At 68.5% G+C, this 13559-nt stretch carries 10 protein-coding genes; 6 read left to right on the forward strand and 4 right to left on the reverse strand.

Going from position 1 to position 13559, the window contains the following annotated elements:
- Positions 1 to 66: 66 nt before the first annotated feature.
- Positions 67 to 1164, forward strand: a complete 1098-nt coding sequence (locus tag V5740_RS06825) for an AI-2E family transporter (protein ID WP_347304312.1) — start codon at positions 67 to 69, stop codon at positions 1162 to 1164.
- A gap of 8 nt (positions 1165 to 1172) precedes the next feature.
- On the opposite strand, the gene V5740_RS06830 is transcribed toward V5740_RS06825, so the two are convergent.
- Positions 1173 to 2012, reverse strand: a complete 840-nt coding sequence (locus tag V5740_RS06830) for a S1/P1 nuclease (RefSeq protein ID WP_347304313.1) — start codon at positions 2010 to 2012, stop codon at positions 1173 to 1175.
- Between the two features lie 16 nt (positions 2013 to 2028).
- Positions 2029 to 3699 (reverse strand): electron transfer flavoprotein-ubiquinone oxidoreductase, encoded by a 1671-nt coding sequence (locus tag V5740_RS06835; RefSeq protein WP_347304314.1) that lies wholly within the window; start codon positions 3697 to 3699, stop codon positions 2029 to 2031.
- A gap of 44 nt (positions 3700 to 3743) precedes the next feature.
- On the opposite strand from V5740_RS06835, the gene V5740_RS06840 reads away from it, so the two are divergent.
- Genes V5740_RS06840 through moaB form a run of 3 tightly spaced genes read left to right on the forward strand, consistent with a single transcriptional unit; the run spans position 3744 to position 6777 of the window.
- Positions 3744 to 4496 carry a hypothetical protein gene (locus V5740_RS06840; protein ID WP_347304315.1) on the forward strand — a complete coding sequence of 251 codons (753 nt, stop codon included), beginning with the start codon at positions 3744 to 3746 and terminating at the stop codon, positions 4494 to 4496.
- Complete coding sequence (locus V5740_RS06845; protein WP_347304316.1) at positions 4496 to 6250, forward strand: transglycosylase SLT domain-containing protein; 1755 nt, start codon at positions 4496 to 4498, stop codon at positions 6248 to 6250. Before V5740_RS06840 ends, V5740_RS06845 begins: the two co-directional genes overlap by 1 nt.
- Complete coding sequence (gene moaB / locus V5740_RS06850) at positions 6250 to 6777, forward strand: molybdenum cofactor biosynthesis protein B (RefSeq protein WP_347304317.1); 528 nt, start codon at positions 6250 to 6252, stop codon at positions 6775 to 6777. Before V5740_RS06845 ends, moaB begins: the two co-directional genes overlap by 1 nt.
- Positions 6778 to 6784: 7 nt before the next feature.
- Here the strand turns inward: moaB and V5740_RS06855 are convergent, their stop codons facing one another.
- On the reverse strand, positions 6785 to 7495 hold the full coding sequence (locus V5740_RS06855) for a ZIP family metal transporter (protein ID WP_347304318.1): 711 nt from the start codon (positions 7493 to 7495) through the stop codon (positions 6785 to 6787).
- Between the two features lie 105 nt (positions 7496 to 7600).
- On the opposite strand from V5740_RS06855, the gene V5740_RS06860 reads away from it, so the two are divergent.
- Together V5740_RS06860 and V5740_RS06865 are read left to right on the forward strand one after the other, a co-directional pair.
- Positions 7601 to 8704: a PA0069 family radical SAM protein gene (locus V5740_RS06860; protein ID WP_347304319.1), complete on the forward strand. Its 1104-nt coding sequence runs from the start codon at positions 7601 to 7603 to the stop codon at positions 8702 to 8704.
- A 166-nt stretch (positions 8705 to 8870) separates the two neighbouring features.
- The gene (locus V5740_RS06865) at positions 8871 to 9959 is read left to right on the forward strand and encodes an OmpA family protein (RefSeq protein ID WP_347304320.1); all 1089 of its coding nucleotides are present in this window, start codon (positions 8871 to 8873) and stop codon (positions 9957 to 9959) included.
- Between the two features lie 78 nt (positions 9960 to 10037).
- Here V5740_RS06865 and dnaE read toward each other — a convergent pair whose 3' ends face one another.
- The gene (gene dnaE, locus V5740_RS06870) at positions 10038 to 13514 is read right to left on the reverse strand and encodes a DNA polymerase III subunit alpha (protein WP_347304321.1); all 3477 of its coding nucleotides are present in this window, start codon (positions 13512 to 13514) and stop codon (positions 10038 to 10040) included.
- Positions 13515 to 13559: the final 45 nt, after the last annotated feature.

The raw sequence follows: 13559 nt of genomic DNA on the forward strand, positions 1-13559 counted from the left end.
GCCAGCAATGTTGCGGAACGTCGCGTGGGCAGCTTGGTTGATGCGGCAATGCGATTGGGGGGCAGCATGGACGATCTGGGTATGGCGACTGGCACGCAGGACAAGTCGTGGACGATTGGGCGGATCGTCACCGCGGCGGTCGCAATCCTGGCGGTCCTTGGCCTCGCCTGGCTGCTGGTCAGCCTGTCGGATTTCGTGCTGCTGGTGTTCGCCGCAGTGGTGCTCGCCTGCATCTTCGATGCCATGGCACAGGGGATCGGCAGGCTGACCGGCCTGAAATCCCGCGGATTGAAGCTCACCATCGCCGTTATCGTGCTGCTGCTGGTGTTCATCGGCACCTTTGCGCTGTTCGGCGCGCAGTTCGCACAGGAGTTCGAGACGATCACCGCCTCCATCCCGCCCGCGTTGCAGCAGGTGGAAGGGCTGCTGCAACGGCTGGGCTATGGCGGCACGCTGACCAGCCTGTTGGACCAGGGCACGCAGGATTTGTCCTCCGTCGCCAGCCGCATCGGCACCTATGCACTGGCCGTGGGCAGCGGCCTGACCGACTTCGTGCTGGTGTTCTTCGCCGCGATCTTCATCGCCGCCGATCCGGGCCTCCACCGGCGCGGGCTGGTGCTGCTGATGCCGCGGAAAGCGGAAAAGCCCGCGCGCGACTTCCTGGACGATTGCGGCAATGGCCTCCGCGGATGGATGCTGGGGCAGGCTGTCTCCTCCGTACTGGTGGGCACGCTGACCTGGGCGGGCCTGGCTCTGCTGGGGGTCCCGGCGGCGGGCGGCCTGGGCCTGATCGCCGGGCTGCTGGACGTGATCCCGCTGGTCGGCCCGGTGCTGGCCGGCATACCGGCCGTGCTGCTGGCCTTCACCGTATCGCCGATGACCGCCTTGTGGAGCGTGGGCCTGTTCCTGGTTATCCAGCAATTGCAGGGCAACGTCCTGCAACCCATGATCCAGAAGCGCGCGGTCGACGTGCCGCCGGCGGTGTTGCTATTTGCGGTATTTGGCGCAGGCGTGCTGTTCGGCGGCCTCGGCGTGCTGCTGGCCGCGCCGTTGACCATCGTCCTGTTCCTGTTCGTGCAGCGGATCTACGTCCGCGACATCCTGCGCAAGCCGATTACCGTAGCCGGGCAGGAGAAGCCGGACGAGTCCGGCGCCGGCGACTGAGCCGCTGGCTACCTGCTGGCGGGCGCGCCGCGAGCATCGGTCGCTTCCGCCCCAACGCCCGCACAATGGCCGAACATCGCGTTCAGCGTACTCGCCAGCCGCAAGCCAGCCTTGGTCATCTGCTGGTGCAGCAATGGCCGTGCGCGGAAGATGTAGGTGCCGTCGATCTGATCAGTGGCCGGATAGACCTGCGAATGCAGCGCGCGTGACTCATTGGCCCAGGTCGCCGGGTCGGTAGTCGCCCAGGCGATCGCCTCCTCCGCCGTAAGCTGGTTCTGCAGGTAATCGGCCCATTCGCGATACGACATCTGCTCCATATCGATCAGCCCGCTGTCCCACAGCGCATGCAAGTTCGTCTGCTCGCCGCCGCGAAGCGTTACGGTCACGTCGTTGCCGCCGCGATCGTGATCGTTGCCGGCATGCAGCGGCTGGTTCAGATCGCCGACGATGTGGATCACCATCCGCAGCGCCGCTCGTCTCTCCTCCAATGGAGCGTCGGCGTCCAGCACCGTCGCGCGGTAGGCGGCGAGAGCGGAGATGGCGTCACCCTCCGCCGGGGCGCCCGCTTCGGCATAGGTCTTGCCGTCCGGAATGGTCACGAAGTGCCAAGGGTATGTCTTGTCGTGCCATTCGGGGTCGGGCGACAGGCGCATGTAGTCGGCCCAGTTGGCGGCATCGGCCGGTGTCTCGGGCCCGAGCAGCTCGCGGATTTCCAGACGGGTCTGGCCGCAGACGAAGCGGTCGGCCAACTCCGCCGCGACCCGGTGTCCGATCGGTCCCCACGCCTGGGCCGGACCGGGGATCATCAGCATCGCGGCGGCGCAGCACGCGGCAAGGATGGGGCGCACGATCATCTTCCTGTCATCACATATTGGGGTAATTCGGCCCGCCGCCGCCTTCGGGCGTGACCCAGACGATGTTCTGGCGCGGATCCTTGATGTCGCACGTCTTGCAATGGACGCAGTTCTGCGCGTTGATGACCAGTTCCGGTCGCCCCTCTTCGACGCCGGTGTATTCGTACACGCCGGCCGGGCAGTAGAACTGCTCCGGCCCGGCATAGATCGGGAAATTGACCTCGCGCGGGATCGCCGGGTCCTTCAGCGTCAGGTGGCTCGGCTGGTCCTCTTCATGGTTGGTGCCCGACAGGAACACCGATGACAGCCGGTCGAAGCTGACGACGTTGTCGGGCTTGGGATAGGCGATCGGCCGGAACATATGCGCCGGCAGCGTCGCGGCATGGTCGGGATGGTGGCCCAGCGCGCCCAGGCGGATGCCGGCGGTGCGCAGCCACATGTCCGCGCCGGCCAGTACCGTGCCGATCTCACCGCCGAACTTGGTCACCAGCGGCTGCGCGTTCTGGACCTTCTTCAGCTCCTCCGCGATCCAGCTGGAGCGGACCGCCGCGTCGTAGCTGTCGAGCTGGACGTTCTCCTCACCCGCCGCGATGCTGGCGGCGGCGGCCTCGGCCGCGAGCATGCCGCTCTTCATTGCGGTGTGGGTGCCCTTGATCCGGGGTACGTTGACGAAACCCGCGCTGCAGCCGACCAGCATGCCGCCGGGGAAGGCGAGCCTGGGGACGCTCTGCCAGCCGCCTTCGTTGATCGCCTTCGCGCCGTAGGCGACGCGCTTGCCGCCTTCCAGCAGGGTGCGGATGGCAGGGTGCTGCTTCCAGCGTTGGAATTCCTGGAACGGGCTGATGTACGGATTGGCGTAGTCGAGCGCGGTGACGTAGCCGAGGGCGACCTGGCCGCCCGCCTGGTGGTACAGGAACCCGCCGCCCCACGCCTTGTCATGTTCCGACAGGGGCCAGCCCTGCGTGTGCACCACCTTGCCCGGCTCGTGCTTCGCGGGATCGATGTCCCACAATTCCTTGACACCCAGGCCATAGACCTGGGGCTGGCAGTCCGCCTCCAGGTCGAAGCGGGTCTTCAGCTGCCGTGCCAGGCTGCCGCGCACACCCTCTGCGATCAGCACCTGTTTCGCCAGGATGCCCATGCCGGGCTGGTAATCGTCCTTTGGCGTCCCATCACGGCCCACGCCCATGTCCTGCGTCACCACGCCGATCACCGCGCCGTCGTCGCCCCACATCAGGTCCGCCGCGGGGAAGCCCGGAAACACCTGCACGCCCAGCGCCTCCGCCTGCTCGCCCAGCCAGCGGGTCAGGTTGGCGAGGCTGCCGGTGTAGTTGCCGTCATTGCTCATCAGCGGGGGCATTAGCAGATGCGGCATCTCGTACTTGCCGCCGCGCGTCAGCACCCAGTGGTGGTTGCCGGTCACGGGCATGTCCGCCAGCGGGCAGCTCTCCCGCCAGTCGGGCAGCAATTCATCCAGCGCGCGCGGATCGATCACCGCGCCCGACAGGATGTGCGCGCCGACCTCGCTGCCCTTTTCCAGCACGACGACTTCCAGCGCATCGTCGATCTGTTTCAGGCGGATAGCGGCGGAAAGACCTGCGGGACCGGCGCCGACGATCACCACGTCGACCGGCATCGTCTCGCGCTCGACACCTTCGACCAAAGTGCTGTTCTGGTTCATGGACCGGACTTGATCGTTGCACCCGTTGACGTCAAGACGGGCGCGTGACCGACAACGCCGCCAAAGCCCCGCCGGCGCAACATGCGGCCGACACGATCGCGGCGGTGCTCGACTGGTGGCAGGCGGCCGGGATCAGCCATGCCTTCCATGACGAGCCGCAGGACTGGCTGGCCCCGCCCGAACCGCCGGCAAAGCGCAAGGCACCCGCGAACCCGCCCGCGCCGGAGCCGGAAGTTCACAAGATCGGCGGCGATCCGGCGGGCTGGCCGGCCGATCCGGCCGCCTTTTCCGCATGGTGGATGGCAGAGCCGAGCCTGCCCGGCCCCGATCGCCGCGTCGCTCCACGCGGCACGGCAGAGCCGGAGCTGATGGTGCTGGTCGCAATGCCGGAAGCGGAGGATGGCGAGCAATTGCTGTCGGGGCCGCAGGGTCGCTTGATCGGCGGGATCGCCCGCGCGCTGGAGCTGGCAGAGGACGACCTGTACCTCGCCAGCGCCCTGCCCGCGCACATCGTGCTGCCCGACTGGACGGCCTTTCAGGATATCGGGCTGCCCGCGATCATCCAGCACCACGTCGCGCTAGTGCGGCCCCGCCGCCTGCTGGTGCTGGGCGCTGGCGACGTTCTGCCGCTGCTGGGGCACGATCCGGCGCAAGCATCTCCCGGTGTTCACACTCTGTCTGCTTGTGGCGTCGCAAGCCCGGTGCTGGCCAGCTTCGCGCCCGACGCGCTGCTGGCACGCTGGCAATTGCGCGCGCAGCTGTGGCGCGCGCTGCTCGACTGGACGGACGGGGATTGATGATCAGGACCATTCTTGCAGGCGTGGCAGCACTGGCGCTGTCCGCCACGGCGGGACAGGCCCGCAGCAGCCATGATTACTATGCCGGCCGGGTGCAGCTGGCGGCGACCGAGGTCCCCGCGCAGCTGAACCAGGTCGACCGCGAATATTACCGCGCGGTGTTCGCCGCGATCCGGCGGCAGGATTGGCCGGGCGCGCAGGGGCTGCTGGCGCAGCGCGGAGACGGCGTGCTGCACCCCGTGGCGCTGGCCGAACTCTACACCGCGGCGGGCAGCCCGCGGGTCGAGCTGTACCAGATCGACGCGTGGATGCAGCGCGGGCGCACCCTGCCGCAGGCGGAGCAACTGGCCCGGCTGGCGCTGACCCGCGGCGCCACCAGCCTGCCCGGCCTGCCGATGCCGCAGCAGATGCAATCGCAGGGCGGCATTCCCAAGCGCATCCTGCCCTCGTCCATCAATGACGGCACGATGCCGGCGACGCTGAGCACCGCTATCCTGGATCGGATCAAGAACGACGATCCCGATGGCGCGCGCGCTCTGCTGGACGGGGTGGATGCGCTGCTGAGCCCGGCTGCGCGCGCCGAATGGCGGCAACGGGTGGCGTGGAGCTATTACATCGAGAACCGCGATGCCGCCGCCCTGGGGCTGGCGCAGACGGTGGCGGCGGGCGACGGTCCGTGGGTCGGCGAAGGCGAATGGACCGCCGGCCTTGCCGCATGGCGGCTGGGCGATTTCGTCACCGCCGGCGACGCGTTCGAGCGGGCCGCCTATTACGCGCACAATCCCGAACTGCGATCGGCCGCGCAATATTGGGCGTCGCGGGCGGCGCTGCGCAACCGGAGGCCGGACCACAGTGCCGAATTGCTGCGGGGCGCGGCGCTGGCGGACGAGACGATGTACGGCATGCTGGCGGCCGAGCAACTGGGCACCGCCCTGCCCGCCCGCGTCGATACCGCCGATTTCAGCGCACGCGACTGGCAACAGGTCGGTGGGCAGGAGAACGTGCGGGTCGCCATCGCGCTGATGGAGGTCGGGGAAGACGACCTCGCCAGCGAGGTGCTGCTGCACCAGGCACGGTGCGGCGATGCGAGCGATTATGCGGCATTGTCGCGCCTGGCGCGCGATCTGGGGCTGCCGTCCACCCAGCTTTACATGGCGTACAACGCGCCCAACGGCGCGCGCAGCGATCCGGCCAGCTATTACCCGGCCCCGCGCTGGGCGCCGCGCAATGGCTGGCAGGTCGATCCGGCGCTCGCCTTCGCGCACACGCTGCAGGAATCGAACTTCCGCGCCAGTGCGGTCAGCCCGGCGCAGGCGCAGGGTCTGATGCAGATCACCCCCATCACCGTGCGCCAGCACGCCCCGCGGCTGGGCATGGATGCGGGCAGCCTGAACATCTTCGACCCTGCAGTGAACCTCGCATTCGGGCAGCAGAACCTGGCCATGCTGCGCGACAGCCCGGCGACGGGCGGCGCCCTGCCCAAGATCATGGCCGCCTACAATGCCGGGCTGACCCCCGTCACCCGCTGGAACGGGGAGATCAATGATGGCGGCGATCCCCTGCTCTACATGGAATCGATCCCCTATTGGGAGACGCGCGGCTATGTCGCCATCGTGACCCGCAATTACTGGATGTACGAACGGCAGGCGAGCGCCGACCTGTCCCCCAGCCGCGTCAGCCTGGCGCAGAACCAGTGGCCGGCCTTCCCCGGCGCCGGCGGGCAGGTGTACCTTTCGGCCGGAGGACAACGCTGATGGCGATCGACGAGAGCCGCACCTTCCGACCCATCAACATCGCGCTGCTGACCGTATCGGACACGCGCGGACCCGATGACGACACGTCCGGCGACATCCTGGCCGCGCGGATCACCGGCGCCGGCCACACGCTGGTCGCGCGCGCGATAGAGCGGGACGATGCGGGCGCGATCATGTCCCGGCTGGAAGGGTGGATCGACGATCCGGCGGTGGACGCGGTAATCTCCACCGGCGGCACCGGCCTGACCGGGCGCGACATCACGCCGGAGGCGGTGCTGCGCGTGGCGGACAAGGAGATCCCCGGTTTCGGCGAGCTGTTCCGCTGGATCAGCTACCAGACGATCGGCACCAGCACGGTGCAGAGCCGGGCATTGGCGGCCGTGGCGCGCGGCACCTACATCTTCGCGCTGCCGGGATCGAACGGCGCGGTGAAGGATGGGTGGGACGGCATCCTGGCCGAACAGCTCGACAGCCGGAACCGGCCCTGCAACTTCGTGGAACTAATGCCCCGCCTGCTGGAGCGGTAAGCCGGCGTCACCCGTGGGCAAGGCCGGTCACCACCCACATCAGCACCATGCCCGCCAGCGTCGCCAGCGTGACGCGCAGGCGCGGGTCGCGGGCATGACTGCGCGGCACCAGCTCGCACGCGCCGATATACAGGAACACGCCACCGAACACCGCCAGCAGCGGAGCCATCAGCCCGTCCGGCACCGCGATCAGCAGGCCCGCCAGCGTGCCTGCCAGCGGCGCCGCGCCATTGATCAGCAGCCACCGTTTCGCGATGCGCGGGCCCGACCGGGCGAGCGACAGGCTGACCGTGTTGATCCCATCGGCCACGTCATGCGTCAGCACGGCAGCGGCGATCAGCCAGCCGATCTCCGCCGAGACCTGGAAGGCGATGCCGATCATCGCGCCGTCGATGAAGCTGTGCAGCGTCAGGCTCGCCGGCCCGAGATGCGCCTGCCACGGCTGCGGCCGGTCCGCGCCGGGCAGTTGGTGCAGCAGCAGGTAGGCACCGACGCCGAGGCCCAGCCAGGCGAATAGCTGGTGCATCTCGTAACGGTCCGTGGCGAGCTCCACCGCCTCCGGGATCAGGTCGAACAAGGCGACACCGAGGACGATGCCGGCGGCAAGGCCCAACACCAGCGTCGCCCGGTTCTGCAGCCGCAGTGCGAGCAGCCCCCCCAGCAGCGTGGCGGCACTGGCAAGGACGCCAAACAGGATGGGGAGCAGCATCGCGGGCATGGTGGCCCGGCGACCTAGCCTGTCCCGCGGAATGTCACAACGTCACAGATGGCGGCGAGCCCCAGGTTGATCCACTTGCACCAATGTTCTATGTTTGTTCTTGTCATGGCGCCTCCACCGAGTCCTCCGCCGATCCGTGGCCGTGGCGCGCAATCGGCGGAGCGGTCCCGCCGCTTCGCCGGGCAGGACAGGGAAGTCGACGGCGACTGGCGCGACCATGTGGCGACGCTGGATGGGCCCCCGGTCAAGCTGCGCACCACCGTCACGGCGGAACGCGCGAAATCGGTGCTGTCCTACAACACCTCGCCCGACATCGGCTTCGACCGTTCGGTCAATCCGTATCGTGGGTGCGAGCACGGCTGCATCTACTGCTTCGCGCGGCCGACCCACGCCTATCACGACCTCTCCCCCGGACTGGATTTCGAGACGCAGCTGTTCGCCAAGCCCGATGCCGCCGCCCTGCTGCGGCAGGCGCTGGCCAAACCCGGCTACGTTCCACGGCCGATCGCGCTGGGCACCAATACCGATCCCTATCAGCCGATCGAGCGGGACTGGCGGCTGACCCGCGCGGTTCTGCAGGTCTGCCTGGAAGCGGCGCACCCCGTGACCGTCACCACCAAGAGCGACCGGGTGCTGGCGGACATCGACCTGCTGGGGGCGATGGCGCGGCGGCAATTGGCGGCGGTGGCGATCAGCGTAACGACGCTGGACCTGCGCCTGTCCGCGCTGCTGGAGCCGCGCGCGCCGGCGCCGGCGCGGCGGTTGGCGGCGCTGGAGAAGCTGGTGGCGGCCGGCGTGCCGGTGCATTGCGCCATCTCCCCCATCATCCCGGCCATCACCGATGACGGGCTGGAGGCGATCATCGCGCGCGCCGCGGCGATCGGCGTGCAATCGGTCGGCTACATTCCCTTGCGCCTGCCGCACGAGGTGGCGCCGCTGTTCCGCGAATGGCTGGCGGTCCATTTCCCGGATCGCGCGGCGAAGGTGATGGGGATCGTGCGCGAGATGCGCGGCGGGCGCGACAACGATCCCGACTTCTTCAGCCGGATGCGTGGCCAGGGCCCATGGGCGCAATTGCTGTCCGCGCGCTTTGCCGCGGCGCGCCGCCGGGCCGGGCTCCAGCCGCTGCGATTTGCGCTCGACTGTGGCAGTTTTGCCGTGCCGCCGCACTGGCCGGAGGCGCCGGGCCAGTTCATGCTCGACCTGTAATGGTACAGGCTTGCTGTTTGACAACCGACAAAGGGCAGCTTCCAGGAACCTGATGAGGTAAGTGGCGTTGGGCGCGTAATCTGCACAGATTGCCGCACTTGGCGCGGCGTGCGGACGGGCATGTGGCGCGCCTGACTTTCGCGGTCCGGCATACAGGGGAGATTTCATGAGCAAGCTGCTAATCGGGCTGATGACGGCGGGGGCGGTTATCGCCACCCCGGCGCTCGCCAAGGACGGTCAGGTCTATGCCGGCGCCCAGGGCGGCGTCGTGCTGCCGGACGATATCGACTTCCGCCTGCCGAATGGCGGCACCGTGGCGCGTGCCGAGACGGCCAGCACCGGCTGGGAAGCCGGTGGCCTGGTCGGCTATGACGCCGGGCTCGGCCGGATTGAGGTCGAGGGCAATTACATGAACTTCGGCGTCGACCGCCTGAGCGGATCGGCAGTGCCACGCACCGGCGATTCCGATGGCAAGATTCAGGTGGTGAGCGCGATGCTGAACGCGCTGGCCGATTTCGGTGGCGAGACCGGCCTCGGCCTGTCCTTCGGCGGCGGCGTCGGCATCGCGCGCGTGGATGCCAGCGGCATGCAGGCTAGCAACGGCCCGACCGTGATCAGCGGCGACGACAAGGCGCTGGCCTACCAGGGTCTTGCCATGTTGCGCCTGCCGGTGAGCGACGCTTTCGACGTGGGCGTGAAGTACCGCTACTTCCGCACGGACGATCTGGAGTTCGGCGACGGCCTGGGCCGCGATGTCGAGGCGCAGCTGACCACCCATTCGATCCTGGCGACGCTGCTGGTGAACCTGGGTGGTGCGGACGCTCCGCCGCCGCCCCCCCCGCCGCCCCCGCCGCCTCCGCCGCCGCCCCCTCCCCCGCCGCCCCCGCCGCCGCCGGTGGCGCAGTGCAATCGCGGGCCGTATGTGGTGTTCTTCGATTGGGACAGCTCGACCATCACGCAGGAAGCGGCCGCGGTGCTGAACAGTGCGGTCACGGCCTATGGCAATTGCGCCAACGTGCCGATCATGCTGGCGGGCTACACCGACACGTCGGGTTCCACCCGCTACAACATGGGTCTGGCCGGCCGCCGCAACGAAAGCGTGCGCACCTACCTGACCGGCCGTGGCATCCCCGCCGCGCGCATCACCAGCCAGGCCTTCGGCGAGCAGAACCTGCGTGTGCCCACCGCCGACGGTGTGCGCGAGTTGCAGAACCGCCGCGTCGAGATCAGCTACGGCCCCGGTTCGGGCCGCTGATCGCAGCAGCAGGCTGATACAGGAAGGGCCGGGGGAGCGATCCCCCGGCCCTTTCTTCTTGCGCCGACGCGCTTTGGTTCAGGCGACCAGTCGCAATCGGCCGCGCTGCCCGCCCGCAGGCATCGGGTGCAGCGATACCGCCGAAAGGCCCGGCACCGCGGCCAGCCGTTCCGACAATTCACCATCCAGTGCGAAGTCGCGGCCGAGCCGCAATACGGGGTCGGCCGCGCCATCACCGACGCGCAGGGTCGCAAGCACCTCCCCCCGCCCCGCATCGCCGGGCTGCAGCAGGTCGCGCAGGCCTTGCAGGGCGGACAGGTCCGCGACGTCCAGCGTCAGTTGCATGCGCACGCTGCCGGTCACTTCGGACAAGGGCCGCGCGCCGCGCACGGTGATGCGCGGCGGCTCGTCCGGGCTGGGGCTGTCGAGTTCCACCTGCAGCAGCACGCAGGTGCCATCTTCCGCCCAGCGCCCGAACGGGTCCACCAGCGTCTCTTCGAAACAGGCGGCGCTGAACTGGCCGGTCGCGTCGGAGAAGTCGGCCCGCACGAAGGCCGCGCCCTTGCGCGTGCGGCCCTTGCTGACGCCTTCCACCAGCGCGGCCATGACCGCCGTGCGGCGCCCGCCAGCGACGCCTTCCCCGATGATCGAGCCGTAGGACCGCGCCCCTTGCGCCGAGGCCACCGCGCGGAACTGCTGCACCGGATGCGCGGCGAAGAAGAAGCCGAAATTGTCGCGTTCCGCCGCCATCTGGTCCTGCCGCGACCAGGCCGGCGCATCGACCAGCCGCAAGGCAGGCTCCACATGATCGTCCCCGCCGAACAGCCCGGCCTGCCCGCTGCTGCGTTCGCGGCTGGCATGGTCGGCGACCGCCAGCAGCATGTCGGCATTGGCCAGCACCTTCGCCCGGTTCGGCTCCAGCGTGTCGAACGCGCCGGCCGCTGCAAGCCCTTCCAGTTGACGGCGGTTCATGCAGCCGGGCGGCATCCGGCGGAACGTGTCCTCCAGCCCGGTGAAGCGACCATGTGCCTGTCGCTCCGCCACGATGGCCTCCATCGCCTTCTCGCCGACATTGCGGATGCCCGCCAGCGCGTAGCGGACGGCGAGGCCGGTGTCGGTCTGCTCGACGATGAACTCCGCCTCGGACGCGTTGATGTCCGGCCCGAGAAGGTCCAGCCCGGCGCGGCGCATGTCGTCCACGAACACCGCCAGCTTTTCAGACTGATGCATGTCGAAGCACATGGAGGCGGCGTAGAACTCCTCCGGATAGTGGGTCTTCAACCAGGCCGTCTGGTATGACAGCAGCGCGTAGGCGGCGGCATGCGACTTGTTGAAGCCGTAACCGGCGAACTTGTCGATCAAATCGAACAGCTCGTTGGCCTTCTTCGCCTCGATCCCGCTGACCTTGAGGCAACCCTCGACGAAGCGGGCGCGCTGCGCATCCATCTCCGCCTGGATCTTCTTGCCCATCGCCCGGCGCAGCAGATCGGCATCGCCAAGCGAATAGCCCGCCAGGATCTGCGCGGCCTGCATTACCTGTTCCTGGTAGACGAAGATGCCGTAAGTTTCGGCAAGGATGCCTTCCAGCTTGGGGTGCGGATATTCGATCGGCGCTTCCCCGCCCTTGCGCTTGCCGAACAGGGGGATGTTGTCCATCGGGCCCGGGCGGTAGAGCGAGACCAGCGCGATGATGTCCTCGAACCGGGTGGGCTTCACCGCGGTCAGCGTGCGGCGCATGCCTTCCGATTCCAGCTGGAACACACCCACCGTGTCGCCCCGCTTCAGCAGCGCGAACACCTGGTCATCGTCCCACGGCAGTGCCGACAGGTCCACGCTGATGCCGCGTCGGCCCAACAGGTCCACCGCCCGCTGCAGCACGGACAGGGTCTTGAGGCCAAGGAAGTCGAACTTGACGAGGCCGGTATCCTCCACCCACTTCATGTCGAACTGCGTGACGGGCATGTCCGATCGCGGATCACGATACAGCGGCACCAATTGCGCCAGCGGCCGGTCGCCGATCACCACGCCGGCCGCGTGGGTGGAGCTGTTGCGCGGGAAGCCTTCGATCTGCTTGGCCAGCAGGATCAGGCGCTTGGTCTCGTTATCGTTGTCGAATTCGCGCTTGAACTCGGCCACGCCGTTCAGCGCGCGGCCGAGGTCCCACGGGTCGGTCGGATTGTTGGGCACCATCTTGGTCAGGCGATCGACCTTGCCGTAGCTCATCTGCAGGATGCGGCCGCAATCGCGCAGCGCGGCGCGGGCCTTCAACTTGCCGAAGGTGATGATCTGCGCGACGTGGTCATGGCCGTACTTGGCCTGCACGTAGCGGATCACCTCCCCCCGCCGGGTTTCGCAGAAGTCGATGTCGAAGTCCGGCATGCTGACGCGTTCGGGGTTCAGGAACCGTTCGAACAGCAGGCCCAGCCGGATCGGATCGAGATCGGTGATGGTCAGCGACCAGGCGACCAGCGATCCCGCGCCGGAGCCGCGACCAGGCCCCACCGGGATGCCCTGCCCCTTGGCCCATTTGATGAAGTCGGCAACGATCAGGAAATAGCCGGGGAAACCCATGCGGGTGATGACCTCGACCTCGAAATCGAGCCGGTCGGCATATTGCTGCCGCTCCTCCGCCGTCAGCTCGCCATAAGGAGCCAGCCGCGCGGCGAGGCCGGCGCGCGCATCCTCCGCCAGCATCCGCGCCTCGCCTTCGAGATCGCCCGCCAGGCTGGGCAGGATCGGCTTGCGGCGCGGTGGGGCGAAGGCGCAGCGCTGCGCCACGATCAGCGTGTTCTCAATCGCCTCGGGCAGGTCGGAGAACAGGTCCGCCATGGTCTCGGCATTCTTGACCCACGCCTCCGGCATGGAGCGTGGCCGGTCCGTGCTGTCGACCTGGCTGCCATGGGCGATGCACAGCATGGCGTCGTGCGCCTTGTGCATGTGCGATTCGGCGAAATTGGCAGGGTTGGTGGCGACCAGCGGCAGGTCGCGGGCATAGGCGAGTTCGACCAGATCGTCCTCCGCCGCGTCCTCCGTCGCGTCACCCCGGCGGGCGAGTTCGATATAGAGGCGGCGGGGGAACAGCCCGGCAAGGTCACGCAGCAGCGCCTCGGCCGCGTTCGGCTTGTTCGCGGCCAGCAGGCGGGTGACGCCGCCCTCCGCCGCGCCGGTCAGCGCGATCAGCCCGTCCGTACGGCCGGCCATCTCGGCGAGGGTTACATGCGGCTCCAGCTCCAGCGGGCGGTGGAGATGGGCCTGGCTGACGAGATGGCACAGGTTGAGCCAGCCGGCCTCGTCCTGCACCAGCAGCGGCAGGTGGTCGATCGTGCCGCAATCCGGGCGCGCGACGCCCAGCAGGGCGCCGACGATCGGCTGCACGCCTTCACCCATGCACGCCTTGGCGAACGCGCTGACGGCATACAGGCCGTTGCGATCGCAGATGGCGATGGCGGGGAACCCGTTCGCCTTCGCCAGCTTGGCGATGTCCTTTGGCTCTATCGCCCCTTCCAGCATGGAATAGGCGGAAAAGACGCGCAACGGAACGAAGGGGGCATGCATCGTCAGACGATAGTGATTGTGGTGCGCCGTGGCAAAGGGCGGCGG

The organism is Croceibacterium sp. TMG7-5b_MA50, from assembly GCF_039830145.1.
Taxonomy (GTDB): domain Bacteria; phylum Pseudomonadota; class Alphaproteobacteria; order Sphingomonadales; family Sphingomonadaceae; genus Croceibacterium.